This window comes from Neolewinella antarctica (assembly GCF_011927835.1).
In the GTDB taxonomy this organism is placed as follows: Bacteria; Bacteroidota; Bacteroidia; order Chitinophagales; family Saprospiraceae; genus Neolewinella; species Neolewinella antarctica.
Genome location: NZ_JAATJH010000005.1, coordinates 290,981 through 317,285, shown reverse-complemented (window position 1 = coordinate 317,285; position 26,305 = coordinate 290,981). Strand labels below are relative to the sequence as shown.

Genomic DNA, 26,305 nt, shown 5'->3' with positions numbered 1-26,305 from the left:
CCCGCGGCCGCGCCCACCTGATTCTGTCGCGGACGCGGGTGCAATGAAAATTGAATAAAGCAGGGTTTATGTGAATATCAGCGAACTACCCCACTGATCGAAACCCGCCCATCGGTATAGCGGGTCCGCAGCCAGTACTGACCGGGGGGCAAGCCGGCGAGCTGAAGACTGACCGAAGGAGCATCACTAACGCGGCGAGCCAGCACCGACCGACCATCCGCCGCATATACCTCGACGTGGCTGATGGACAGCCCCTCCGGCGCGCGAACGGTACAGGTCCCCTGACCGACAGGATTAGGAAAAACTAGCGGCGGCGTAGTGGCAAACGTTTCCGTACTCGTCATGAGGGCTAACGGCAGTTGGTAGACTTCCACGTATTTATCCGCGGGATTACGGGCCATGAAGAACAGATCGTCACCCGAAAACAGCAGATCACGCGGCGAGCCTGACCGGACGCCGGGGAAAATATCGGCCAGCAATTCCACCGTCCCGGCGGGCGTGACGCGGTATAATTCATTGCCACTCGGCCCCGTCGCGCTGAAGAACACGAACCCGTCCTTACCCACGAAATTATCGGGGTCGCTCCTGGCGCTTCCGGGGTTAATGTCGGCCAGCAGCGTCGTGCCAGCTATGGTTCCGTCGCTGGCAAAAAGCTCCAGCCCGATCCCGCCGCCAAGACCCGGAAAAACGGATCTGCCCGTAATGGGTAAAGCACCACCCGTAAGGTCGTTAAACGGATCGGCCAACACCATAGTGATTTCTTCCAGCGTCTCGGTAGCGGGTTGGGCCAGGTAGAAGCGTGATCGGCCGTCACTTCTCCTCAAGGTTAGTAGCAGGCTGCCGCCGAGTGGGGCGGCGTCGTTTACTTCCTCGAAGTCGTCGGGTATAGCAATAGTAGCCGCGAGTGACCCCACGGTGCCCAGGCGGTTGAAAACGAGTAGCTCCGTTTGATCTATGAAGGTGCTACTCTTCAGGTAAAAATAGCTATCGTCCACGCCGTCCAGAAAAAACTCCGCCGGATCGGTAAACGTGAAGAGGACCGCCCCGTCTGCGTCCGTCACGGTGTGTCGGTAGGTACCGGCGGCGTCAGAGGTCTGCGCGGACTGGAAGTAAGCGGGGTCATTACCTACACTGAGGAAAAAGAAGTCATTTACCTCGTCACCGGGGAGAAGGGTAACGGTAAGTGCGTCGGCCGCCACGTCGACGAAAGCCCGGTTGGAACCGGTTTCGTTGCGCAAATCACCGAGCACCTGGGCCACGTAGCGATCCGGGGCGATTTGCTGGATGAACGAAAGCTCCGGTTCCGGCCCGGTATAGTTGCGGGCGGGGATGGAATAGATCGGTTCCCGCAAAGCCCCGGCGACGTGCTCCAACGTGCCGGCGTCGAAGTCGCGGATGAAAAGGCGACCACTCACGGAAATAAATTTGTCACCTGAATCGAGATTAAAGGCTTCGTCGGGGTCGAGATTAGTTGTCTCACCACCCTGGCTAATGGCAATGATGTCGTATTCGTCGACGAACACAATTACGTCTTCGGAAACGGGATCGTGGCCCAAAAGATTGACCACTGGTTCTTCCCAATCATTGATGATGGGAAGACCCGTCGGGATAATTGTCGGTGCCGGATTTTCGCCAGGAGTCCACCGGCGCAGGCCATCGCCGTCGTCGTCGAAAAAAATGAGTGACTCCCCGACGGTCGTCGTCGTTCCGGCACCGAGGCCAGAATACCGGTCCCAGTTAGTGGTAATGCTTGGCGGGTTCTCAGTACCTGCCGTTAGATCGAGCGCGGTGTAGGTGAGGTTATAGTCACTGTTTTCAGCGACGAAGAACCAATCTCCGGCGGGGTAGATTTCGTAGCTCAGCGAATTTCCCTCGTAGCTCGCTACGGAGCGGAGGCGATCACCGTCGTAAGCGAGTAGCTCAAAATTAGAGTCTCCCGTTTCATTGGTAAAGTAGGCGACGTTGTCGTGTACGAAAGGGGAAGCTACCGGGCCGGAGATTTCGGTACTACCGGGCAAGGGCACCCACTCGCCGGCATCATTGAGTCTTACCAGGGGGGACTGGTGGGAACTGAAGACGCCGTCAACCTGAGCGATAAGTTCATCACCGTAATTCAAAAATAATATTTGTCTGAAGCGAAAGTCCGACCCCGCCGGCTGCGGGATCGACGCAGTGTCGGCAACAAACGTCGCGGCGTTTATCTTGAGGAACTGAGAACCCCCGGAACTGAAACCCCAGAAGTAATAATGGCCGTCGTGGTAGGCTAGCGTACGGCGGGTGCGCTGTCCACTTCCGGAGAACTCACTACTAGAAAGGGCTACGTCTTCCCCCAAAAAAGTAATGGCGGTCAGGCTTTCGGTTGCAAACTGATACCCGTATAAATGCTCCGTATTACTGTTAGCCGTGACGGTAAAGAGAAGCCCGGTCTCATTTGTTTCTAGCTGGCATTTCACGCTGCTGAGGTTGGACCGGACCGCGGGGACGCTCCCCAAAACACGGGTCCCGTCTGCGGTCCCGTCCGAACTGAGCAAGTAAAATTGCCCGTTGTCGTAGTCAGCGGCGACGATGTAGGCGGTACCGTTGTTGACCGCGAGGTTCTCGTAGCGCAGGTTGGTGCCCTGCACGAAGGTGTTGAAGCGGCCATCTTCGTAGCGATACACGGCCGTGGGTGGTTCGTTGCGGAAGGCGTACAACTCACCGTTCGTTTCTACGAATTCCAGGTTTTCCAGCCCCTGGTCCCGGGTTCCGTAGAGGTTTTCGGTGATGCTTTCGTTGGGTTCCACGAGATTAGTTCGGTTACCCGTCACGGGGTCGATCAGAAAATAAGGCCCGTCGCCGGCGTCGGGGTCGTTTTGCCGGGCGGTGGCGATGACGTTGGAACCGAACCCGTAAATGCTGCCAATGGAAGTAGTGGCGTTGTTGCCGATGTCTAGATTTGTCCAGAGCTTAGGTTTTCCCTGCCCGGTCAGGCTGGCTACGTAAAGCGTAGCCGACAAGGTGAAAAGTAATAATTGTTTCATGACATTTTTCTTTTTGGACGTACGGGTTCCGCACTCCCGTAGGGGTGGTTTTCGGATACCGCGATTAGTGTGTTATTGAGGTGTGTTGCTTCCACTAAGCTACCGAGATGGTGGTCGCTTTGCTAATTTTAGCGGGGCTTTCAGGATAGAATACGCCGTTGAGCGTAGTAGATTTTTTGGTGCTTTGCCGTGCGGCGGGAGATAAACTACTTCTGCCTGCGTCAAGACTGTACGTAATCAGCAGTTGCGGATTTTTGCATCGTAACTTACTTCCACCAAAACCAACAGTAAATTGCGCCATCTCCTCCCCCTGCTCCTCATCCTATCGCTCTGCACCAGCGTCCGCGCCCAAACATCAAAAGCCTACCAGGACCTAGCCGCCGTAGCCCACATCGAGCAAAAACACCGCGCCCCCATGCGCGACGGCATCCGCCTGGCAACCGACATCTACCGGCCAAAAACCGATAAGCCCGTCCCCATCATTCTGAGCCGCACGCCCTACCAAATGAATGGCTGGGTGGACGGCGAGGAGCGCACCCGGACCTACGAACGCGCCCTCGAATGGGTAAAAGCAGGCTACGCGTACGTCGTGCAAAACGAACGCGGGCGCTACTACAGCGAAGGCGAATGGGACATCCTCGGCATGCCGACCACCGACGGTTACGACGCCTTCACCTGGCTCGCCGACCGGCCCTGGAGCAACGGCAACATCGGCCTGCTCGGCTGTAGCTCGACGGCGGAGTGGCAAATGGCCGTCGCCAGTCTCGACCACCCGGCCCTCAAGGCCATCGTACCGCAGGGCTACGGCGCCGGCGTCGGTCAGGTCGGGCGGTTTCAGGAGCAGGGCAACTGGTACCGGGGCGGCGCGACGCAGCTGCTATTCGTCGCCTGGCTCTACTCCGTGCAGCACGATCCGCTGCGGCCGCGCATCCCGGCGGAGGCGACGCGGGAGGACCTGCTGCGCCTCCAACGCTTCTACGACATGGCCCCCGAATACCCGAAAGTAGACTGGGTCGAGGGACTCAAAACACTGCCCGTCAACGAGATCATCAGCGCGCAGAACGGGCCGCAGGGGATTTTTGAGGAAATTGCCTCCCGCACCCCGGCCAGCGAGTTCTGGTACGCGGGCGGCCTCTACCACGAAACCATGCCCTTCGACGTGCCCGCCTTCTGGTTCACGAGTTGGTACGACGTGTCGATCGGGCCAAATTTGGAGCTGTTCAACCACGTCCGCACCAACGCCGTGAGCCCCGAAGTACGCGACGATCAGTACCTCGTCATCGCCCCCACGCTCCACTGCGCCTACACCCGCGCGACCGAAAACACCATGGTCGGCGAACGCTCGGTGGGCGACGCGCGGCTGAATTACCAGGAGCAAATTGAAGCCTTTTTCGCGGAGCATTTGAAAGATGAGGAGAAGATTGCGCGGCCGCAGGTGCAATACTACGTGATGGGGAGCAATGAATGGAAAAGCAGCCCGACCTGGCCACCGGCCGGCGTGGAAATGACGACCTACTACCTCAATTCCGACGGCAACGCGAATACCCTGAACGGCGACGGAAAACTCACCACCACCGCCCCGACCACCGACACGCCGGACAGTTTCGTTTACGACCCCCTGAACCCCGTCACCAGCTACGGCGGCAACGTGTGCTGCACCGGTAACGCCGTCCAGGGCGGAGCTTTCGACCAGCAGGCCATGGAAGCCCGCAACGATATTCTCGTCTACACCACCGACCCGTTCCCGAACGGCGTAGAGATCGCGGGCTCGATCGAACCGACCTTATTCATCAGTTCCGACGCCAAGGACACCGATTTTACCGTCAAGCTCATCGACGTCGCTCCCGACGGCACCGCCTACAACCTCGACGAAACCATCCAGCGCGTCCGCTACCGGGAGGGTTACGACAAGGAGGTTTTTATGGAAGATGGCGAGGTCTACGAAGTCACCCTGAGCCCGCTGACGACGGCCAACTACTTCAAGCCCGGGCACTCGATCCGGATCGAAGTTTCTTCGTCCAATTTCCCCCGCTTCGACCGGAACATGAATACGGGCGGGCGGAATTACGATGAGTCGGAGGGCGTCGTGGCCCGTAACGTGGTGCACCACGGCGGGGAAACGCTCAGCCGGGTGGCGTTACCGATCGTGCGGTAATTATTTGTTGCAACCGGTTACGTTTTGTTCCCGGCGGCCGTCGGGGCCGGGGCTGTTCGCCGGGTAGGCGTTGCGAGTACCAAAACCCGGCTGGTCACCAAGCGGCACCAAACTCGGCGGCAACATTATTTAACGCAGCGGACCAGCACGGTAAAGGAAAGTTCCGGGCCCCGCGCTGCGTACCTTCCCCTACCCATGCAAAAACCCTCCCTCAACGTCGCGCTCTGCGGCATCGGCCTGGCGGAATACTGGCCCCAGTTCCCCGGCCTCGAAACCCGCCTCCAGGGCTACCTCCAAACCGTTGCCGACCGCATTGCCGCCGCCGATCACGCCCGGATAATCCCGCTGGGCCTGGTGGACTCCATCGACAAATCCTTCGCCGCCGGCCGCCGCTGCCGCCGGGAAGAGGCGGACCTGATCGTAATCTACGTAACGACCTACGCCCTGTCGGCGACCGTCCTGCCGCTCGTTCGCCAGGCCGGCGTTCCGGTCATCGTGCTCAACGTCGCCCCGCTGGCGGCCATCGATTACCTAAGTTTTAACGCCATCGGCGACCGGGGCCAAATGACGGGGGAGTGGCTGGCTTACTGCTCGGCCTGCCCCGTGCCCGAGATCGGTAACGTCTTCCAACGAGCCGGCATTCCCTTTCACCAGGTCACCGGCCTGCTCGCCGCGCAGGACCCCTGCTGGACGGAACTGGCCGACTGGATCGAAGCGGCCTATGTGCAAAAAGTCATGGCCTTCAACCGCCTCGGCGCGATGGGCCACTATTACGGCGGCATGCTCGACATCTACACCGACACCACCCAGCAACTCATCACCTTCGGCGGCCACCTCGAGATCATCGAGGTCGACGAACTGACGGGGCTTCGCCGGGAAGTCACGGAACGGGAAGCCACCGACCGCGTCGCTGAGTTCCGGACCACTTTTGCCGTACAGTCCGATTGCTCCGCCGCCGAGCTCACCCGCGCCGCCCGCACCTCCGTGGCCCTTGATCGGCTCGTGGACCGCTACCAATTAGGAAGCCTTGCTTACTACTACAAAGGCACCGGCGTACCGGAAAACGAGGACACGATGTCGAGCATCATCATCGGTAATTCCCTGCTGACGGCGGCCGGCGTGCCCGTCGCCGGGGAATACGAGATCAAAAACGCCCAGGCGATGAAGATCATGGACACCTTCGGCGTCGGCGGCAGTTTCACCGAGTTTTACGCGATGGACTTTGCGGACGACGTCGTGCTGATGGGCCACGACGGGCCGGGGCACCTCACGATCGCGGCGGGTAAGATCAAGGTCAAGCCCCTCACGGTTTACCACGGTAAAGTGGGGCGGGGGCTCTCGGTGGAAATGTCCGTCCGGCCCGGACCGGTCACCCTCCTGAGCGTGGTGGAGGACCGGGAGCACGGGCTAAAGTTATTAGTCGCCGAAGGCCACACCGAGGCCGGCCCCATTTTGGAGATCGGCAACACGAACAGCCGCTACCGCTTCACCGGCGGGGTAAGAGCTTTCGTGAACGACTGGAATGCCGCCGGGCCGGCTCACCACTGCGCCGTCGGGGTGGGGCACATCGGTGCAAAACTGCATAAACTGGCGGCGCTGTTGGGTATTACTTGCCAGCAAGTTCGCTAGGAAAGCACTTGGAGCGACTATCACGAGTGTCGAATATGACCTACTATTATTTCTAAAAAATCCGGTTCATGTCTTCCATTCTCGGGATTTTCCTGCACGCCGTAGGTGGCTTCGCCGCCGGCTCTTTTTACATTCCGTTCAAGCGCGTCAGGGACTGGGCGTGGGAAAGCGCCTGGCTCGTCAACGGGGTGGCGGCCTGGATCCTGGTGCCCCTGGTGGTTGCCCTGCTTACCGTGCCGGGTACTTTTGAAGTGCTGAAGGAAGCGCTTGCGGCGGAACGGAGCGCCGCCGGTTACACTTTCCTGTTCGGCCTGTTGTGGGGCGTTGGCGGCTTGACGTTCGGGCTGTCGCTGCGCTATCTCGGCGTAGCCTTGGGGACGACCGTGGCCCTGGGTTGTTGCGCCGCTTTCGGCACCCTCGTGCCACCGATCATCGAGGGCACACTAGCGGAAAAATTTGCTTCTACTTCGGGTTTGGTGGTCCTGGCGGGCCTGTTGATCTGCTTTGCGGGGATCGCCGTCGGGGGCTACGCGGGCTTACTACGGGAACGGGGCGCGACGGCGGACAAGCAGGATGGGGAAGAAGAGCGTGACACCCGCAAGGGCGTTCTGGTCGCCGTGGTGAGTGGCTTGCTGAGCGCCTGTTTCGCCTTCGGTTTGGCGAGTGGGGCACCGATCGCCGAACTGGCCGTGGCGCGGCAGACGGCTCCTCTTTTTCAGAGTAGTCCGGTGCTGGTCATCCTCCTTTGGGGTGGTTTCCTGACGAACGTTGTGTACTGCCTCTACCGGAACGGGGTGAACAAAACTTTCGGGGATTACGGCAATTCGAGTACGCCTTTAGTGAGCAATTATCTCTGGGCAGGTTTGGCGGGGATGACCTGGTACTTCCAGTTCATGTTCTACGGGATGGGCTCGACGTTTCTGGGGCCGGCCTATGACTTTGCGAGCTGGTCGATCCACATGGCTTTCATCATCTTTTTCGGCAATGCCTGGGGGCTGTATTTTGATGAGTGGGCGGGGGTGAGCCGGGGGACGAAAAGGGTGTTGTACACTTCCCTGGCCCTGTTGTTGGTGTCCGTTATTTTGATCGGGGCCGGTAGTTAAGCCGTTTTTGCGCGGTCGTCCCGACTGAGTGCGGGACTTGCTATGGCTTCGCGGGTGCCGGGTAATTACCTTCCGCCTCCTTCGGAGCCGGGCCAATGATCCCTGGCTCCTTCCCCCCAACTACGCTTGCACCCGCGACCGCGCCCAAACCTATAAGCGCCCCGCCCGCGGGAAAAACCACCAAAACCCCAGTGCCGTAATCAACCCCACCACCCCCGGCACCAGCCAAATGATCTCCCAGGCGTGCCCACCCCCGGGCAGTTCGTAAGCATTGACCACCTCCCCGGCCAGCCAACTGCCGACGATGATACCGAAGCCCTGATTCGCAAACGTAATGAGCCCCTGCGCCGTACTCCGCAACGCCACCGGGACGCGCTTGTCGATGTAGATCTGCGCGGCAATCACGATCCAGACAAATGCGATCCCCTGGACCATTACTCCCGCATAAAGCAACCATTCCAACTCCCCCGGACGACCGAACGCGAAGGCGACGTACCGCGCGCCCCAAACAAATAAGCCCCAAAAAATGATCTTCCGGAACCGCACTTTGCGCAGCAAGAGCGGCATCGACAGCAAAGCCCCGATCTCGATCACCTGCCCGAGCGACATCTTTGCCGCCGCCGCCGGCCACCCCACCTCGTTCAAAAACGGATTGACGAAACTGTAATAAAAAGACGAGGGAATGCACGACAACAACATCGCCACCATCAGCACCAGCATTCCCGGCTCGCGAATAATTCGGCCCACTTCTTCCCCCTTTAGGTCGGCCCAACTGAAGCCCGGTTGCGGCTGAATCGGGTCTAAACTAGTCGATAATACCGCCGTCAGCACGGCCATTACCGCACCGGCTAATAGGGGCCACGGCGTCGCTTCCCAGCCGAGCAAACTCAGGCTCACGCCGACGAGCATGAAACCGATCGTCCCCCAGGTTCGTACGAAAGGAAATTGATCGGCCGGCCGCTCCAGTTGGTGAAAACAAATGGAGTTAAGCAAGGTAAAAGTGGGGATGAAGCAGAGATTGAACACCAGAATTGCTGCATAGAATCCGACAAAAGAAGTCGCGAAGTAGCAGCCAACCAGGGCAAGCGCCGCCGCGAGGTTAAGCCAGATCAGCATCCGGTCCGCCCGCAGATGCCGATCCGCCAGCCAACCGATGGCCGGTGGCGCGACGGTAGCCGCGATCGCGCTCGAAGCGTAGACCAGCCCCACCTCGCGGCCGCTGAATTGCAGGGCTTCCAGCAAGTAAGTCCCCAGCGCGATGGCCGTCGTGGCGTACACGCTGTTTTGCAGCCATTGAAGAGCGGAAAGGCGAAAGGTGAGGGACATGGACGCGAAGGTAGCGTGGCCCGGCGGGGTCGACTAAATAATCATGTCTTCGTCGCGGCGGAGTTGGGCTTCGGCTTGCTCTACGGTCTCGGGTAGATCTTCCAGCACGAGCGTGGTCTCCACGGTACGGGCCGATTCGACGCCGTTGAACTTGAAGTAGACGTAAGCGACCAGGGCCAACGTCGCGACCACCAGCAGCAGGAAGCCCACGGATATCATTTCTACCCCGCCAAACCAGGCCGGGTCCTCCCAGGAATTGACTTTATAGGTAGTACCCAAAATTACTAAGGCAGCGCCGCTGAGGTAGAGCAGTCCAGAGGTAATGGCGAGGGGTGTTTTCATTGTACTGGGTTGAATCGGTGCCGTGGGTAAATCGGTGGAGCGTCTGGGACGATAAAGATAGTGTGACCTGCCCGTTCGCTCCAACACCATCAATATTTCGGTAACCGTGGACGTAGTGCTTCCGCCACGAAGGCCCCGGACGCACCCATGAACAAAGCTTCATTTGTAAACTAAGCAAAGCCCCCTTACATTTGCACCCGCTGCCGGAAATCCGTTTCCGCCGGCCCTTATACAGAAGCGTGGAGAGCACAGGCTCGACGAAACGCTGGCAACCACTTCCTCCCGGCCGGAGGGAAAAGGTGCCAAAGCCTGCCGCCCCGGGTATTTCCCCGGCGTGGAACTATAAAAAACCTCGCCAATGCTTCCTCCCTGAATAAGTCCGTTCCCCCTGCTCCCTTGCCTTTTCGCGAGCGGTTAACCTGTTTTCTAATGGGAACACAAAAGACACAAAACAAAGAAAGCAGAAACACAAAAACGACGACACGAGACAGCGCGTCAGACAACACAAGCAAGATCACGACACTTCCCCTTTTTGTGTCTTTTGTGCTTGTGTGCCTTTTGTGTTGAAAAAAATCATCACCCTTTAAAATAATTAACCATGCATTTTGAGACTTTACAACTCCACGCCGGTCAGGAAGTCGACGAGACGACCCGCAGCCGCGCCCAGCCGCTCTACCAAACGACGAGCTTCACTTTTAAGGACTCCGCGCACGGCGCTAAGCTCTTCGGCCTGGAGGAATTCGGTAACATCTACACCCGTCTGATGAACCCGACGACGGACGTCTTCGAAAAGCGCATTGCCGCCCTCGAAGGAGGCGTGGCCGCCGTGGCCGTGGCTTCCGGACAGTCCGCTCAGTTCATCGCCATCAACAACCTGGCGCAAGCGGGGGACAACATCGTCTCCAGCCCTTACCTCTACGGCGGAACGTACAACCAGTTCAAGGTCGCTTTCAAGCGCATCGGCATCGAAGTGCGGTTTGCGGAGAGTACCGACCCGGCTGATTTCGTGAAACTGATCGACGAGAATACCAAGGCTATCTACACCGAGACGCTGCCTAACCCCAGCTTCCTCGTGGCCGACTTCGAAGGCCTCAGCAAAGTAGCTACCAATCATGATTTGCCCCTGGTCGTCGACAATACTTTTGGCGCCGGCGGGTATTTATGCCAACCCATTAAGCACGGCGCGCACATCGTCGTGGAGTCCGCTACGAAGTGGATTGGCGGCCACGGTACGAGCGTCGGTGGCGTCATTGTCGACTCGGGTAAGTTCGATTTCGGCAACGGTAAGTACCCGCAGTTCACCGACCCTAGCCCGGGTTACCGTGGCATGGTATTTAATGACGTGTTTGGAAAGGACGGCCCCTTCGGTAACATCGCCTTCGCCATCCGCGCCCGGGTGGAAGGTTTGCGGGATTTCGGCCCGGCCGTTAGCCCCTTCAACTCCTGGATGTTCCTACTCGGTCTCGAAACGCTTTCCCTCCGCGTCCAACGCACCGTCGACAACGCCCTCGAACTAGCTAAGTGGCTCGAAGGCCACGATAAAGTCGAAAGCGTCAGCTACGCCGGCCTACCCGACCACCCCGGCCACGCGAACGCCAAAAAGTATCTCCGTAACGGTTTCGGCGGCGTACTCAACTTCAACGTGAAGGGCGGGAAGGCGGCAGCTACGAAAGTCGTCGATAACGTCAAACTCATCAGCCACCTCGCCAACGTCGGCGACGCCAAAACGCTCATCATTCAACCGGCCGCGACGACGCACCAGCAGCTCAACGAGCACGAGCAGCGTTCGGCGGGCGTGGAGCCTAATGCGTTGCGGGTTTCCGTTGGTATCGAGCACATTGAGGATATCAAGGCGGATCTGGAGCAGGCGTTGGCTTTGGTTTAACTCGTAGTGGTGCACAAAAGAGGCAACCCTAGCCCCCTGGGTTAGCGTTGCCTCTTTACCAAAAAATTGCCGCTATGACCGCATTTATTGACGATACGCTTAAGAAGGCTCGCTCCCACTCCCGCGCCGAACAGATGGAATTGATTGCCGCGCTACAAAAGATGTTGATGCCGGAGAATAGCCGCTTGGTTTTTCCCGGAGTATTCGAGACGCCGAATATTGCGGGCGGTAGACCCTGCTTGGGTGCTACGCGTATACCGGTTTTTCGGGTGGTTAAATTCTTGCTTGATGGTGTATCGGAAGCTGAAATATTGGAGATTTTTTCCTCGCTGACGATGATTGACATCGGGGTAGCTCAAAGATATTATCAAGGGCGTGAGCAGGAACTTGAGGCGGCAATACTGGAAGAAGAATGATTAAATTTTTATTAGCGGATGAAGATTTCAACCAAAAGGTTATTCCACTTCTGCGGGACGCGGGCTACGATATTACTTCGATCAAAGATTTGGGGTTAGACAGACAGTGGTTTTCTGATAACAAAGTGTTGGAATTAGCTATTGAAAAAGATCGCATCATCCTTACACACAATTGGCGCGACTTTAAAAAACTTCACGCACAAGTTGAGACGCATCCTGGAATACTGGCGTGCTTTCAAACTTCAGACTACATTTTTTTGGCTGAAAGAATTCAGCAACACCTGAGCGAGCAAGAAACGTTCCGTAGTACTTACCATAAGCTGACCAAGGCTTAGTTACCTACACAACTGATTTGACCAACTACCTCCACATATCCCACCCCTTCACCCTGGAATCCGGCACCACCCTGCCGGACCCGACCGCCGCGTATAACACCTACGGCACCCTCAACGCCGCGCGCGACAACGTCATTTGGGTCTGTCACGCCCTGACGGCCAATTCCGACTGCGAAGACTGGTGGCCGGGCCTCGTCGGGCCGGGGTTCACGATCGATCCGGAGCGGTATTTTATCGTCTGCGTCAACATGCTGGGGAGTAGCTACGGTACGACGAGTCCGAGGAGCATCAATCCGGAAACTGGGAAACGGTACGGGCTCAATTTCCCCCTCGTTACAACCCGCGATCACGCCCGCTTCTTCGCCCTCGTCGCCGACCATCTCGGTATCGGCAGAATCAGATTGTTGATGGGCGGCAGCATGGGTGGCCAGTGCGCCGGAGAGTGGGCTTGCCTGCAACCGGACCGTTTCGACCTCTTGTGCCTACTCGCCACAAACGCCCGCCACTCTGCTTACGGCATCGCCTTCAACGAAACCCAACGCATGGCCTTGCGAGCGGACCCGACGCTAGGAACCGACGCACCCGACGCGGGCAAGGCCGGCCTCGAAGCAGCCCGTGCGATGGCCGTCGTTTCCTACCGCCATTACCGCACCTACGACGCGACGCAGACGCAGCCCGACCTCAACGACGTGGACGATTTTCGCGCCAGCAGCTACCAGCGTTATCAGGGGTTTAAGCTTTGGAAACGCTTCGACCCGGCTTGCTACTACACGCTGTCCCGCAGCATGGATACCCACAACCTCGGGCGGCACCGGGGCGGCGCAGCGGTGGCGCTGAGCGGCATCACGGCCCCGACGCTCATCATCAGCATTGACACGGATATTCTGTTTCCCACGGAAGAACAATCCCTCCTCAGTCGCTACATTAAGAACAGTCGCCTGGAGGTGATGCAATCGGACTACGGCCACGACGGCTTCCTGGTGGAAACCAGGACAATCGGGCGCTTACTAGCTGATTTTCTGGGGGATCAACTTCACATCGACGCCGGCACGAAGCGGGCGTTCACCGAGGGTTTGAGTGGGCGGAATTTTGCGATTCCGGGTAGTGAAGAAGTATGAGGTGTAAACGTAGTCAGTTGTAATTTTTATCTGGGCGCGGTCGCGGGTGCAGGGTCATTTGGTAACGGAGCAGAAGATTTTTGTCAGCTTACCAAAAGAGTCTCAGCTGTCCGTCACTTTATCGTCTAATTACCCCGAAACTCACCAAATCATCCATCCCCTTCTTCGCGCGCGGTAGCTGGCTGATCGTCCTCTCTTCCAGTACTTCCGGGTAGTCGGGTGAAGCGCCCGGTAGTGGAATGGGCAGTGCGGCCCACTCGGCGGTCGTCCCCGTAAAAACATTCTTGTCCACACGACCCTGGATGCCCCGGCTGCGCCCCCGATCCGAATACTGCCAAAACTGGTACGACCGCCCACAAACGGTGACGGGCTGCTCGTTATCGTAGCGGGCGAGCCAGAGGTGATGGTCGTCAATCCGGCCGGCAAGGTAGTTGTTGTAAAAGTTTTGCCCGGTGTAGATGATGGGTTTGACGCCGTACCGTAGCTCGGCCATCTCCGACCATTCGCGGATGGCACTAACTAGTTGGTTTCCCGTGAGACGACCGATTTTCTCCACGTCCAGCACCGGCGGGAGATCACCCGGCCGTAGATCGACGGTGTTAAAGTACAGCCGGGCCTGCTCGGCGGCGGGGACGGACGGGCGGAAAAAGTGATAAGCCCCCCGGCGCAAACCCTGCTCGCCGGCCTTCTGCCAGTTGTACAGAAAGGCTTTATCCCGCAAACTCCGCCCCTCGGTGGCCTTCATGAACACAAAGTCGTGATTTCCGTGACTGACGTCACCCCAGTCGATCAGGCCCTGATAGTGGCTCACGTCCAGACCCACCGTCGCGTAGCGATCCGCGTCGTGCGGGGCCGACGAGCAAGCCGTGAACCCCACGGTTACCAAGCAAGCGCACAGCAAAATGATGGGGCGGGAAAAGATGATGAATTGGTTTAATTTAGCGGAGAAACGGTAAGACTAAGGTACGGAATTTTCTAATTGGCCACAACGGGGGCGACGGCTTTGTCCGGTAGGTGCAAAAACAAAGCCCGCCCGCACCGTTGTAAGGTGGGGCGGGCCGGGTGGTTACTAATTACTTTACTGAGCCGCAATGACGCCGCGGATATTCCAGTTGACTTGCTCCTGACCTCCACTCCGCAGGCTGAAGCTTAGCCACTCGTCTCCGATACGAATACGATCGCCGTTGGGGTTGTAGTTAGCTCCGTTATCGCAACCTACGGTCTGCGAGGCAGCGCCCTCTTCAATACCGGTTTCAATGCCGATCCAGATCCCCTCGCTAGTAAGGCTCAGTGGGCTGGTGAGGCGGTGGGTGATGAAGGTTTGCACATTATTGATGCGCTGGTTGAGAATGGGGCTGACGTAAATTTCGTCGCCGGGGGCGTCGTCGGTCGGGCCGGCGGCGTAAATGACTACCCTAACGGAGGGCGGCAGAGTGGCCAGGAAAAACTCGACTGCTTCGAGTTCGCGGCCCTGGAAATCACGCACCTGGTCGGCGGGGAAATAAGCGGCGAACACGGCCGCATCCAGAATGGGAGCGGTGTCGTTAACGCCGTCGTAGTTAAGTCTTTCCGTCGTTAGTTCATCGTCATCATCATCGCCACAACCATTAAAAAGTAGTAGGCTAATGCAGAGTAAAAAGAAAAAAGGTAAGCGGAGGGTTTTCATGGGTGGGGCAGTTTACGTGAGTCACAAAGTTCGGACTAAAGACGCGCAACCACCACTCCTTAGTTGATAAGGCGGTCATAAACTTTGTTACCGAATCCGGAAACTCCACCTTTGCGGGCATGAACCGACGCATCCTCCGGCTCGCCGTGCCTAACATCCTGAGTAACCTGTCGGTGCCGCTGCTGTCGAGCTACGATACGGCGCTGATGGGCAACCTGAGCGGGGGCCACCTCGCGGCGGTCGGGCTGGGCAGCATGGCGTTCAATTTCGTCTACTGGAATTTTGGCTTTTTACGGATGAGCACGACGGGGCTCACGGCGCAGGCCTACGGGCGGGAGGATGTAGATGAGCAACGGACTTTACTGTACCGGGGGATGTTCCTGGCGATCGTTTTTTCGCTCGGCCTGGTCGTGTTGCAATACCCTCTTTCCGAACTCACCGCCTGGTTGCTCAACATTCGGGCGGAGCAGGCGGGGATGGTCGATGAATATTTCTTCGTCCGGATCTTTGCCGCGCCGGCGGCGATGCTGCAGATGGTGCTGTTCGGGTGGTTTTTCGGACGGCAGAATGCAGTTTATCCTTTACTGTTAACCTTCTTAATCAACGGTGTAAACATCGGTCTGAGCACTTACTTCGTAAAGTCGCTCGGCTGGGGCATCTCTGGCGTGGCCTGGGGGACGGTGGGTGCGCAGTACGTCGGCCTGATCTTCGCTATAGGTCTGCTGTGGTACGAAGGGCGGCGGCACCGGCTCGGCTTGCTTGCTAATTTTACCCGGCACCTGCGACCGCGCAAAAAAATGGTGCCAGACGGAACGGTAAATGACCACGCCAGCTTAGCCAACTTCTTGAAGGTCAACCGCGACATCTTCATCCGCACCCTCTGCCTTACCCTCAGTTTCGCCTTTTTCTACAACCGCGCCAACGCCCTCGACGTGGGCACGGCCGTAGTGGCCGCAAACGTCATCCTGCTCCAACTCGTCAACTGGCTCAGCTACGGCGTGGACGGGTTTGCCTTCGCTGCCGAGAGTCTCGTTGGGAAGTACCACGGGGCCGGCGACCGGCAAAAACTGAACCGCGTGATCAAATACATCTTCGGCTGGGGCATGGCGCTGGCCGTGTTGTACGCACTGATCTACGGCTTCGGCCAAGCACACTTACTAAGCCTCTTCGCACCCGAACGGGCCGCCGCCGAGACGCTCGCCGCCGCCCTAACCTACTTACCCGTCGTCGTCGCCTTCTGCCTCCTCGCTACCCCCTGTTACCTCCTCGACGGCATCTATATCGGCCTCACCGCCTCGGCGGCGATGCGCCAGACAATGCTGATTGCTTTCGCCGGCTACCTACTTAGCTACTTTCTGGTGGGCCAGCATTACGGCAACTGGGGCCTCTGGGGCAGCCTGTTATTTTTCATGGTTTTACGGGCGCTTTTGCAGGTTGCGTGGTGGAAGTCCGGCCGAATCATTCCATCTGATTAGCTAGGCACCAACTTCCGGTCACATAACTTCGCCCCATGCTACCAACCTCCATCGCCGCCACCCGCGGGGCACTCGACAAAGGCCGATTGACGACCGTCCAGGTGGTCCGGCAATACCTCCACGCGATCGACGACCAGCGGTACCTGAATATTTACGTGGAAGTCTACGGCGACGAAGCTCTCGCCACCGCCGCCCGCCAGGATGAGGCGCGGTCGCAGGGTGCCGGGTTGGGCAGATTAGCCGGGGTCGTGGTTAGCATCAAAGATGTACTTTGTTACGCCGGCCACGGCGTCAGCGCCGGCTCGGCGATGTTGGAAAATTTCGTGAGCCCCTACAACGCCACGGCCGTCCAACGGCTACTCGACGAAGACGCCATCATCATCGGGCGGACGAACTGCGACGAGTTCGCGATGGGTTCCGGCAACGAAAACAGTCATTACGGACCGACGCGCAACGCCGCCGACGTGGCCCGCGTCCCCGGCGGCAGCTCGGGCGGTGCGGCGGTCTCCGTGCAGGCGGGGACTTGTTTGGTGGCGGTGGGGTCCAGCACCGGTGGCTCCGTACGTCAACCCGCTTCTTTTTGTGGGGTGTACGGTTTCAAACCTACTTACGGGCGCATCAGTCGGCACGGGCTCATCGCTTACGGATCGAGTTTCGACGTCGTCGGTTTCCTGGGAAATAATGTGGAGGACATCGCCCTGCTCCTGGAAGTCACCGCCGGGGCCGATGGCCGCGACGCGACGGCGCCCAACAAGCCCGTCCTTCCTTATTCAAAGACAACCACCGAGCCCGAGCAGCAAAGCATCGTTTACTTCGCCGACCTTCTCGAAAGCGATGCCCTCGACCCCGCCATCAAGAAAAGTATGCAGGAGACGATCGAGCGACTGAAAGACCGGGGTCACACGCTGACGCCCGCCAAATTTTCTTATTTCGATTACGTCGTTCCCACCTATTATGTCCTCACCACCGCTGAGGCCAGTTCTAACCTTAGCCGCTACGACGGGATGCGCTACGGTTACCGCAGTCCGGAGGCGACTGACCTTGCGGATACGTACACGAAATCCCGCACGGAGGGCTTCGGCGTGGAAGTTCAGCGGCGTATTCTACTCGGCACGTTCGTGCTGAGTAGCGGTTATTACGATGCTTACTACGGGAAAGCCCAGAAGGTTCGTCGCCTCATCCACGATCATTTGCGGGGCATTCTCGACGCACACGATTTCATCCTGATGCCCGTCAGCCCTAGCCTGCCCTGGCCGGTTGGCGAGCGGTTGGACGACCCGGTCGCGAACTACCTAGCGGACGTTTACACCGTGCTGGCAAATTTGGCGGGCCTACCGGCAATCGCTATTCCGGCGGGCACGGCGGGGCACCTACCGGTCGGCTTTCAGTTGATGGCGGACCAGTGGGAGGAAAGTAAGTTGCTGAGTTTTGTGAAGGGGTTGTAATCACTGAGCCATTGCGGACGACCTTTATCCATTGATGAACACAGAAGGCACAAAACCACAATAAGCGTTTTTGTGCCTTCTGTGTTTTTGTGCCTTTTGTGTTAAAAAAGAATTCTGGTGATTTACTCAGGAGAAGTCAACTCCCCGTCCCGAGCTTTCTGCTGAATTGATTCGTTTCCCTTGATACCAAGGATCACCCGGCGGTTGGCCGCGCGTCCCTCGTCAGTATCATTAGAAGCCACGGGGTTTGCTTCCCCGTAACCGTGAGTAATCATCCGCTGCCGGTTGATACCGCTCTGTGCCAGGTAGTCAGCCACGGAGGCGGCGCGTTTCTGACTCAGTTTCAGGTTGAAATCATCGGAGCCCTTGGAGTCCGTGTAGCCGTCGATGGTAATGTCCGTGTCCGGGTAGCGGTTCATGATGCCGGACATCCGGTCCAACTCGGCGCGGCTGGCGGTCGTCAGCGAGGAGGCGCCGAATTCGAACAGTACGCCGCTGGCGAAGGTGACGTTAATGGATTCGGTGACGGTTTCGCCCGTTTCGGGGTCGGTCGTCGTGGTCGTTTCTACGGTAGCGCCGGGGACTTCTTCCTGAATTTCCTGGGCCTGCTTGTCCATATAACGGCCTACGATGGCACCGGCGGTTCCGCCAATGACGCTGCCGATAACGGCACCCTTGGTACCGTCGCCGCCATTTTTACCGATCACGCCGCCAAGCACGCCGCCGGCAGCTCCACCGATCACGCCGCCCTTTGCGGTTCTGGAAGCAGTACAGCCGCTGAAGGTGAGTGCGATGGCAACCATCAGGATAGAAAAGAAGTAGGTAAATTGTTTCACGTGGTTAGATTTTGAGCGTTCGTCGACGATTAGGTCGAAATGCTCTATAAAACCCGCTAGCCGTGCAACGTGTTTGCTACGAAATCTTTCCGAATCGTTAATCTTTTTCAATCAAGCCGGCCGTAATCTTGGCGGAGAGCAGACACAAAGGGACGCCGCCGCCGGGGTGGACGCTGCCGCCCAGAAAGTATAGTCCGCCGATGTCACTGCTGAAGTTCGGGTGGCGCAGGAAGGCGGCCATCGTGTTGTTGGAGCTGCTGCCGTAGAGCGCGCCCTGGTGGCTGCCGGTGAGGCGTTCGATCTGGGTCGGGGTGATGATGCGTTCTTCGACGATGTGGTCGGCTAAATCGTTTTTAGGCGTGGACGCGGGTGCAATGGGAGTGGGAAGTACAAAGTTTAGTTGGGAGGAGAGCCGAGCAATTACGCGGGTACGCAGTGGTTTTACCCAGGCATCCCAATCCTGACCGGTATCGGCCGGGGCGTTCACCATCACGAACCAGTTTTCCCCGCCGGCCGGCGCGTCGCCGGGGACGAGCTTGCTGCTTACGTTGACGTAGATAGTGACGTCGTCAGCTAGTTCGCCGGCTTCGAGTTTGGTGAATTCGTTTTCGTAATCGTCGGCAAAAAAGATGTTATGGACGCCGAGCTCGTCGAAGGTGCGGTCGATGCCCCAGTAAAAGATGACGGCGCTGGTGGATTTTTGCTGGCTGAGGGTGCGCTTAGGTTTTTTAGCTCCGTCGAGCAGTCGGTCGTAGGCTAGCCAGACGTCCATGTTACAAATTACGGCGTCCGCATCCACCAAACCTTGCTCCGTTTCTACACCTACTACGCACCCGCGACCGCGCAAAACCTGCTTCACCGGCGTATTAAAATGATAATTTACGCCAAGTCTTTTGCCAAGCTCGTAAACGCTCTGGCTGATGTCGAACATGCCGCCCACGGGCAGCCACGCGCCGAAATGATGCTCGAAATGAGGGATCATCGAGAGCAATCCCGGCGCTTTGTAGGGATTGGAGCCGTTGTAAGTCGCAAAGCGGTTGAAGAGCTGGACGAGTTTGGGGTGGCCGAGGTCGCGTTCGTGGACGGCATTCATGTTACTGAACAAGTCGAGCCCGGGGATTTTGAGCATGGTGCCGGCGACCTTCCAGTCGAGCCAGGTGCTGGATTTGTGGAGGGATTTTTCGAGGAAGGTGCGGCCGGTGGTTTCGTACTTGTGTTCGGCGGTGGCCATAAAATCGCGTACTCGTTGGGCGGGGATACCGAAGGTGGATTCGGCGCGCACGGCGAGTTCCTCCGTATCGGCGGGCGCGCTGAAGGTGGTGCCGTCCTTCCACCAGTAGTGGCAGACGTCGGGCAGGCGGACGTAATTAAAGTGCGCGCGCGGGTCTTCCCCAGCCAGCTCGAAAAGCTCATCGACGTACTGCGGCATCGTGAACAGGGAGGGGCCGAAATCGAAGCGGTAATCACCCAGTGAAAACTGAGAGAGTTTGCCGCCGGGGGTGGCGTTGGCTTCGAAAACGTCGACTTCGTGGCCGGCGACGGCGAGGCGGACGGCGGCGGCGAGGCCGGCTATTCCGGCGCCGATGATGGTGGTTTTCATGAGTTTTGGCTGACTACTTGTAAATGTCACTGCGGTGGCCAAATCGGTCGGTGCTCACCACTTCAACTTCGTCATTTATTCTGTAGGTAATTCTATAATCACCAACTCGGATACGCCACAACCCATCGGAGTCCACCAGTTGCCTACAACCGGCAGGGCGTGGGTCATTTCCCAGTTTCATTACAGCTTTTAACAATCGACCTTGAACCTGGTGGTCAAGTTTTTTAAGACTTTTGAGGCTCTTTTTAGTCAGGTGGACTCTATACATCCTCCATGTTTTCTAATTCCTCTTTAGTAAAACCTAACTCTTCGAGGGCTTCCTCCAACGTGACAAACTCAGTTTCAGGGTCTTCCAAAATAGCCTTTGCGTGCACGTAATCCAGAAAATCCTCCAGCGCATACTCGTGCAGCTTGAGATCGATCACAATAGACGTGCGTTTACCATTGCTGTCTACGATATAGTTGATGCCTTCGATGGGCTTTTCGACTTCCGTGGCGGCTTCTGCGTTGGCTGGGGCTGACATGATGGTGGTTTTGTATGACCTGATTAACGACAAGATAAAAACATAGTTGCGAACCCGAGCCGGCAACCAAGCCGGAACTTCCTATGTTTGTACCCACGCGCGATCCCGTCCACCCCACCGCTTGTCCTCCCGATTTAATCGGGATGGGCAAGAGGAAAGTCCGGGCAACGTAGGGCACCACGCCGGCTAACGGCCGGGGTTTTTGCGGTTTCGGCCGCGGGAATACGGAAAGTGCCACAGAAAGCTATACCGCCTTCCTCTTTAGGGAGGGAGGTAAGGGTGAAAACGTGCGGTAAGAGCGCACGGCCGGCCTTGGTAACAAGGTTGGCGGGTAAACCCCGTGGGTTGAAATACCAAACAGTGTTGTTTCCGACCCAGTCGGAATCCGTCGGCTCCGGCGGACCCTTCGGGGAGCAGCACGGGTAGGTAGATGGAGCCGTCGGGCAACCGGCGGCCTAGATAAATGGTGGGGCTCTTTGCTTCGGTGAGGATGACAGAACCCGGCTTATCGGAACGGGATCGCGCTTTTTTAAGAGATTATAGAACGGCCTTTGGCCTGTAGGACTAAAGAGCACGAAGTACTGCGAAGCAAATAAAGATGCTTGCGTGGGAACGGATGCTCAACTATCCAACCGAAAGAACGACGGCGATTGAGTAGTCGTCCTTACTCTTTCCTCTATATTCTTTCCTCCCCCCCAAACCACAGACCAAAAATGCAACCCTGGGAACAAGACTTCGACTTCCAACGCGTCCGCCACCTCATCAAGGAGAAATTCGACCGCCCCGCGCTGCCGGACATGAACGCGCTGCTGTTTCTCATCGGCGTGCAGGAGCTCGGTCGGTGGCAGCAGAGTTTTGAGAAAGAGGAGAAGCAGGACCTGATGCACATTGCGGTTTGCCGTTTGCTGTCTTACGACGGGAATTACGAGTTCGTTGGGCGGGATGATGACGGGTGGCCGCACTACAAACTCGTCGCTAAGATTCCGCCGCGTAACCTGGTCGAGCAGGAGAGCTTACTGAAAAAACACATCGTCACCTACTTTCAGGAGCTGGAAGCGGAAGAAGGCTTGCTGGGCTAACATAATGGTACGTCTCTCAGAGCCGGACTACCATACCATCATACTTTGCGCAGCAATACTATCATATTCCGCAGCGCGGTACTATCATACTACTTCCTACCTTTGACCTTCCCCAAAAATTTACCGCTCCATGCGTAACTTACTTTATCTAGGTTTCTTAGTTTTCTGCGTCAGCATTTTCGCTAGCTGTGGTGGTAATTCTAACGACGTACTGATCGAAACCAGTCAGGGTGACATCGTCATCCGGCTGTTCGACGAGACGCCCAAGCACCGGGACAATTTTAAGAAGTTGGTCGCCGAGGGGTATTACGACGGTACGCTATTCCACCGCGTGATTCCCACGTTCATGATTCAGGGTGGTGACCCGCAGAGCATCGGTGCCACGCCGGACCAGCCCCTCGGTGGTGGCGGCCCCGGTTATATGATTGACCAGGAGATCGGCTCCCCCCACCTCCGCGGCGCCGTTGCCGCGGCCCGGACCCAGAACCCGGAAAAGGCCTCCAGCGGTTCTCAATTCTACATCGTGACGGGGCAGCCGCAGAGCGCAGCCAGCATTGATCAGATTCAGACGATGAAAAGCATTCAGTACAGCCCCGAACAGCGCGCCGCCTACGAAAAGGACGGTGGCCGCCCCGATCTCGATATGGACTATACCGTCTTTGGCGAAGTCGTCAGCGGCATGGACGTCGTCGATAAAATCAGCGCCCTGGCGACCGGCCGCCAGAACCGGCCCACGGAAGACGTTGTCATGGAGACCGTCATCATGAAATAAGCGCTCCCGTAAATCGGTTTTTCACCCTCACTAAGCTACATTCCCCTTGAAAAGATTACTTCCCCTGCTGCTGCTCGGTTTTCTGTTTACCCACTGTGCCGTTCCTAAGCCAGGCTTTACCATGCCCACCCAGACGGCGCGGACGCTGGATACCGTGAGGTTCGCAAACAGCAGTGAAAAGGCGGTTAGTTACGAATGGTCTTTTGGCGACGGGACGACCAGCACCAAAGCCGACCCCAGCCACCGCTACTACAAATCCGGTGATTACACCGTCTCCCTGGCCGCCACCAACGAAAAGGGCAAAACCAAATCCATCAACCAAACCATCAACGTGACCCCACCCAAAGAATGCCTCATCCGCATCGAGACGCCCCTCGGCGAAATGATCGCCCGCCTCTCCGACGCCACCCCCAAGCACCAGGATAACTTCGTTAAACTCGTCGAAGAAAATTTCTACGACGGCCTCCTTTTCCACCGCGTCATCGACGGGTTCATGCTTCAGGGCGGTGACCCCGACAGTCGGGACGCCTCACCCGAAGCCCGCCTCGGCTCCGGCGGCCCCGGCTACCAGGTCGACGCGGAATTCGTCGACAGCCTCGCCCACGTAAAGGGGGCCATCGCGGCCGCGCGGACGAACAACCCCGCCAAGAAGTCCAGCGGTTCTCAGTTCTACATCGCTTCGGGTAAAACCGTTACCGACGCCGACCTGAACCGCCAGGAGGCCCAGACGGGCGTGCGCTACCCCAGCGAAGTACGGGAGGCCTACCTGGAGAAAGGTGGTGTTCCTTTCCTCGACCAGAACTACACCGTCTTCGGCCAGATCATCGAGGGCCTGGACGTGATCGATAAGATCGCCGCCGTCAAAACCCGGCCCGGTGACCGCCCGGCGGAGGACGTGAGCATGAAGATTTCTCTGATCAGGTAATCACCAAAATTCATCGTGAATGGGGGCGGGCTAAGCAATTAGCCCGCCCTCGTTATTTATGGTTGCGAGGGTTGATCCGCTGGGGACGTCGCAAATACAAGCCGAGCGCTTTGATGGCTACGGTTTGTCCGTACTACAATCGTAACCACCGCTCGCCGCGGCGGGAAATATTTTGGTCGTGCACCGCCGGCCCGGATTATTGTTCGCCAGCACCAACCGCCCATTTTCCGGCTAAACCGTGTTATTCTTTACATATATTTGCGATCCGCCCTAACCGCAAGCCATCACCCCAAAACTACCACGTGCCATGAAGCAGAACGTAATCCTAGGAATTGACGTAGGTGCCACCGGCATCAAGGGTGGCTTGGTCGACGTGGCGGAGGGGCGCATGGTCAGCGAACGCCACCGCCTGGATACCCCCACCGGTGGAACGCCCGCGGCGATGGCTCAGACCGTAAAGCGACTCGTGGACCACTTTAGTTATGACGGCCCCGTCGGGGTTGGCTTCCCCGCCATCGTTAGCCACGGCGTAGCTCGTTCGGCCGCCAACATCGACGAATCCTGGATCGGGGCGAATATCGAAAAAACCCTCGCCGACGCGACGGGCCTCAATTTCTTTTCCCTGAATGACGCGGATGCCGCCGGCATTGCCACCATGGAGTACGGCATCGGTAAGCCTTACGCCAAACAGGGGACGGTCATCATGGTGACCATCGGGACGGGCCTGGGCGGCGCGCTTTTCGTCGACGGTGAGTTGATGCCCAACTTCGAAGTCGGCCAACTGTTTCTGCGCAACCACAAGATGATCGTGGAAAAATTCATCAGTAACCGCGTCCGCAAGGATAGCGACATGGGCTGGAAGGAGTTTGGTAAAAAATTCCAGCAGTTCATTAGCCACGTCGACCAGATCTTTAGTCCGGACTTAATCGTCCTCGGGGGCGGAGCCAGTAAGCACTTCACCGAGTATGAGAGATACCTCAAGGCCAACGCGGAGATAAAGCCGGCCACCCTACAGAATACCGCGGGCACGATCGGTGCGGCCGTTTACGCTGCGCGCAAGAGTGGCAACTAACACGGTAGCCCACCAAAATCAGCATGGACCGTGTTGTTAACCCATGCTCCATTCGGTTCCATCTTTACCGTCCTTCACCACGACGCCGGCTTCCTTCAGCCCGTCCCGTAGTTTGTCGGACATCCCCCAATTCTTATCCGTACGCGCCTGATCGCGCAGGTCGAGAACAAGGTCCATAACCTTGCTCAGTGCCTCATCCCCGGCACCCATCCCGATTAAATCGGGACCCCCATCCTGCAGGCCGAAGACGTCGAATAACAGCGTCGCGAGGCCGGACCTAAAGTCTTCTAGTGCCACCTTACTTACTTCCTGAAGGCTCAGCTGCCCACCCTTCAGCGCGTTGATGCGGCTGACGAGTTCAAACACCTTAGCCAGGGCTTTCGGGGTATTAAAATCGTCGTCCATTTCCGCATAGGCAGCCACGAGGCCGGCAGTTAATTCCTTACCCACCGTACCGTTCTGCGCACCGCCTTCGCCCTCCAGGTTTTGCAGATTTGCCCAGGCTTCCATCAGGCGTGCGTAGCCTTTTTTGGCGGCCTGTAGGGCGTCGTCCGTCAGGTCCATCGGGCTGCGGTAATGGGTCTGGAGCATGAAAAAGCGGAGCATCATGGGGCCGTAGCTGTCCGTCACGTGGGCGCTGTCGCCGGTGAAGAGTTGTTGCGGAGTAATGGTATTTCCGTCTGATTTCGACATCTTTCGGCCATTCATCAGCAGCATATTCGTGTGTAGCCAGTAATGGGCACCAGCGTTCTGGCAGCCGTCGGAGCAGCTACCGGCGTTCTGCGCGATTTCGTTTTCGTGGTGGGGAAATTTGAGGTCGTTACCGCCGCCGTGGATGTCGAATTCTTCCCCCAAATACTTCGTGCTCATCGCCGAGCACTCCAGGTGCCAGCCGGGGAAGCCTTCGCCCCAGGGGCTGGGCCAGCGGAGAATGTGGTCGTCGGTGGCCTTCATCCAGATGGCAAAATCAGTGGGATTTTTCTTGTCGGCCTGCGCGTTCAGGTCGCGGCTTTCAGCGAGGAGTTCGTCGATCTTGCGGCCGGAAAGCTTACCGTACAGGCCGTCGTTTTTGGCGTTGAACGCTTCCACGTCGAAGTAGACGGAGCCGTTTGATTCGTAGGCGTAACCGTTTTTGAGGATCTCCTCCACCATCGTGATTTGCTCGATGATGTGGCCACTGGCGCGGGGCTCGATACTGGGCGGGTGGTTGTTGAACAATCGCATCATTTCGTGAAACCCGACCGTGTACTTCTGGGCTACTTCCATGGGTTCCAGTTTTTCGAGCCGTGCCTGTTTGCCCATGCGGTCCTCGCCGTTATCGCGCAGGTGGCCGACGTCGGTGATGTTGCGGACGTAGCGGACTTGGTAGCCCTTGTGTAGCAAATACCGGTAGATGATGTCGAAGCTCGTAAAGGTGCGCACGTTGCCCAGGTGCACGTCGCTGTAGACCGTCGGGCCGCACACGTAGAGGCCAACGTGGCCCGGGGTGATTGGCGTAAACACCTCTTTTTCGCGGGAGAGGCTGTTGTAAAGTTTCAGATCGTTCGACATATTGCAGGCTAATTGGGCCGGCGAAATTACG

The 26,305-nt window shown here is 57.8% G+C and carries 23 protein-coding genes, 1 other RNA gene and 1 riboswitch; of the genes, 14 read left to right on the top strand and 10 right to left on the bottom strand.

What is annotated here, in order from left to right; genetic code table 11:
* Window positions 1-77 precede the first annotated feature (77 nt).
* A complete protein-coding gene (locus tag GGR27_RS15355; RefSeq protein WP_168038884.1) occupies window positions 78-3,020 on the bottom strand; it encodes a hypothetical protein in 2,943 nt (980 codons plus the stop codon).
* 292 nt (window positions 3,021-3,312) lie between these two features.
* Here GGR27_RS15355 and GGR27_RS15350 point away from each other — a divergent pair, with 292 nt between their 5' ends.
* The 3 genes from GGR27_RS15350 (at window position 3,313) to GGR27_RS15340 (ending at window position 7,907) form a co-directional block, all read left to right on the top strand.
* Window positions 3,313-5,175, top strand: a complete 1,863-nt coding sequence (locus GGR27_RS15350) for a CocE/NonD family hydrolase (RefSeq protein WP_168038882.1) — start codon at window positions 3,313-3,315, stop codon at window positions 5,173-5,175.
* 195 nt (window positions 5,176-5,370) lie between these two features.
* A complete protein-coding gene (locus tag GGR27_RS15345) occupies window positions 5,371-6,804 on the top strand; it encodes an arabinose isomerase (protein WP_168038880.1) in 1,434 nt (477 codons plus the stop codon).
* Window positions 6,805-6,872: 68 nt separating this feature from the next.
* Entirely contained in the window at window positions 6,873-7,907 is a 1,035-nt protein-coding gene (locus tag GGR27_RS15340) for an L-rhamnose/proton symporter RhaT (RefSeq protein ID WP_168038878.1), read from the top strand.
* Window positions 7,908-8,057: 150 nt separating this feature from the next.
* On the opposite strand, the gene GGR27_RS15335 is transcribed toward GGR27_RS15340, so the two are convergent.
* Window positions 8,058-9,233, bottom strand: coding sequence for an MFS transporter (locus tag GGR27_RS15335; protein WP_168038876.1), 1,176 nt, complete (start codon window positions 9,231-9,233; stop codon window positions 8,058-8,060).
* A gap of 33 nt (window positions 9,234-9,266) precedes the next feature.
* Window positions 9,267-9,575, bottom strand: a complete 309-nt coding sequence (locus GGR27_RS15330; protein WP_168038874.1) for a hypothetical protein — start codon at window positions 9,573-9,575, stop codon at window positions 9,267-9,269.
* A gap of 224 nt (window positions 9,576-9,799) precedes the next feature.
* A riboswitch (SAM riboswitch) is annotated at window positions 9,800-9,924 on the top strand.
* Between the two features lie 249 nt (window positions 9,925-10,173).
* Between GGR27_RS15330 and GGR27_RS15325 the strand changes: the two genes are divergently transcribed.
* The 4 genes from GGR27_RS15325 to GGR27_RS15310 all read left to right on the top strand — a co-directional run bounded on the left by GGR27_RS15325 (window position 10,174) and on the right by GGR27_RS15310 (window position 13,329).
* A complete protein-coding gene (locus GGR27_RS15325; protein WP_168038872.1) occupies window positions 10,174-11,460 on the top strand; it encodes an O-acetylhomoserine aminocarboxypropyltransferase/cysteine synthase family protein in 1,287 nt (428 codons plus the stop codon).
* 74 nt (window positions 11,461-11,534) lie between these two features.
* Window positions 11,535-11,876, top strand: coding sequence for a DUF433 domain-containing protein (locus tag GGR27_RS15320; protein ID WP_168038870.1), 342 nt, complete (start codon window positions 11,535-11,537; stop codon window positions 11,874-11,876).
* Entirely contained in the window at window positions 11,873-12,211 is a 339-nt protein-coding gene (locus tag GGR27_RS15315) for a DUF5615 family PIN-like protein (RefSeq protein ID WP_168038868.1), read from the top strand. The genes GGR27_RS15320 and GGR27_RS15315 overlap by 4 nt, the downstream gene beginning before the upstream one ends.
* A gap of 17 nt (window positions 12,212-12,228) precedes the next feature.
* Window positions 12,229-13,329, top strand: a complete 1,101-nt coding sequence (locus tag GGR27_RS15310) for a homoserine O-acetyltransferase family protein (protein ID WP_168038866.1) — start codon at window positions 12,229-12,231, stop codon at window positions 13,327-13,329.
* Window positions 13,330-13,447: 118 nt separating this feature from the next.
* On the opposite strand, the gene GGR27_RS15305 is transcribed toward GGR27_RS15310, so the two are convergent.
* Both GGR27_RS15305 and GGR27_RS15300 read right to left on the bottom strand, forming a co-directional pair.
* Window positions 13,448-14,206 carry a glycoside hydrolase family 25 protein gene (locus GGR27_RS15305; RefSeq protein WP_168038864.1) on the bottom strand — a complete coding sequence of 253 codons (759 nt, stop codon included), beginning with the start codon at window positions 14,204-14,206 and terminating at the stop codon, window positions 13,448-13,450.
* 201 nt (window positions 14,207-14,407) lie between these two features.
* On the bottom strand, window positions 14,408-14,995 hold the full coding sequence (locus tag GGR27_RS15300) for a hypothetical protein (RefSeq protein WP_168038862.1): 588 nt from the start codon (window positions 14,993-14,995) through the stop codon (window positions 14,408-14,410).
* 119 nt (window positions 14,996-15,114) lie between these two features.
* Between GGR27_RS15300 and GGR27_RS15295 the strand changes: the two genes are divergently transcribed.
* Both GGR27_RS15295 and gatA read left to right on the top strand, forming a co-directional pair.
* Complete coding sequence (locus tag GGR27_RS15295; RefSeq protein ID WP_168038860.1) at window positions 15,115-16,470, top strand: MATE family efflux transporter; 1,356 nt, start codon at window positions 15,115-15,117, stop codon at window positions 16,468-16,470.
* 35 nt (window positions 16,471-16,505) lie between these two features.
* Complete coding sequence (gene gatA / locus GGR27_RS15290; RefSeq protein WP_168038858.1) at window positions 16,506-17,915, top strand: Asp-tRNA(Asn)/Glu-tRNA(Gln) amidotransferase subunit GatA; 1,410 nt, start codon at window positions 16,506-16,508, stop codon at window positions 17,913-17,915.
* Between the two features lie 122 nt (window positions 17,916-18,037).
* On the opposite strand, the gene GGR27_RS15285 is transcribed toward gatA, so the two are convergent.
* From GGR27_RS15285 to GGR27_RS15270, 4 genes are all read right to left on the bottom strand, one after another.
* Window positions 18,038-18,751, bottom strand: coding sequence for an OmpA family protein (locus tag GGR27_RS15285; protein ID WP_320060358.1), 714 nt, complete (start codon window positions 18,749-18,751; stop codon window positions 18,038-18,040).
* Window positions 18,752-18,848: 97 nt separating this feature from the next.
* Window positions 18,849-20,351, bottom strand: coding sequence for a 1-hydroxycarotenoid 3,4-desaturase CrtD (crtD, locus tag GGR27_RS15280; protein WP_168038856.1), 1,503 nt, complete (start codon window positions 20,349-20,351; stop codon window positions 18,849-18,851).
* Between the two features lie 13 nt (window positions 20,352-20,364).
* Window positions 20,365-20,619: a type II toxin-antitoxin system RelE family toxin gene (locus GGR27_RS20635; protein ID WP_168038854.1), complete on the bottom strand. Its 255-nt coding sequence runs from the start codon at window positions 20,617-20,619 to the stop codon at window positions 20,365-20,367.
* Complete coding sequence (locus tag GGR27_RS15270) at window positions 20,612-20,875, bottom strand: hypothetical protein (protein ID WP_168038852.1); 264 nt, start codon at window positions 20,873-20,875, stop codon at window positions 20,612-20,614. The genes GGR27_RS20635 and GGR27_RS15270 overlap by 8 nt, the downstream gene beginning before the upstream one ends.
* 100 nt (window positions 20,876-20,975) lie before the next feature.
* On the opposite strand from GGR27_RS15270, the gene rnpB reads away from it, so the two are divergent.
* The 5 genes from rnpB (at window position 20,976) to ppgK (ending at window position 24,723) form a co-directional block, all read left to right on the top strand.
* Window positions 20,976-21,401, top strand: an RNA gene (rnpB, locus tag GGR27_RS15265) — RNase P RNA component class A.
* 187 nt (window positions 21,402-21,588) lie between these two features.
* The gene (locus GGR27_RS15260; RefSeq protein ID WP_168038850.1) at window positions 21,589-21,954 is read left to right on the top strand and encodes a hypothetical protein; all 366 of its coding nucleotides are present in this window, start codon (window positions 21,589-21,591) and stop codon (window positions 21,952-21,954) included.
* A gap of 130 nt (window positions 21,955-22,084) precedes the next feature.
* Window positions 22,085-22,726, top strand: coding sequence for a peptidylprolyl isomerase (locus tag GGR27_RS15255; protein WP_168038848.1), 642 nt, complete (start codon window positions 22,085-22,087; stop codon window positions 22,724-22,726).
* Between the two features lie 46 nt (window positions 22,727-22,772).
* Window positions 22,773-23,651: a peptidylprolyl isomerase gene (locus GGR27_RS15250; protein WP_245184688.1), complete on the top strand. Its 879-nt coding sequence runs from the start codon at window positions 22,773-22,775 to the stop codon at window positions 23,649-23,651.
* Window positions 23,652-23,958: 307 nt separating this feature from the next.
* Window positions 23,959-24,723, top strand: a complete 765-nt coding sequence (gene ppgK / locus GGR27_RS15245) for a polyphosphate--glucose phosphotransferase (protein ID WP_168038846.1) — start codon at window positions 23,959-23,961, stop codon at window positions 24,721-24,723.
* A 36-nt stretch (window positions 24,724-24,759) separates the two neighbouring features.
* On the opposite strand, the gene cysS is transcribed toward ppgK, so the two are convergent.
* Window positions 24,760-26,274, bottom strand: coding sequence for a cysteine--tRNA ligase (gene cysS / locus GGR27_RS15240; protein ID WP_168038844.1), 1,515 nt, complete (start codon window positions 26,272-26,274; stop codon window positions 24,760-24,762).
* Window positions 26,275-26,305 lie beyond the last annotated feature (31 nt).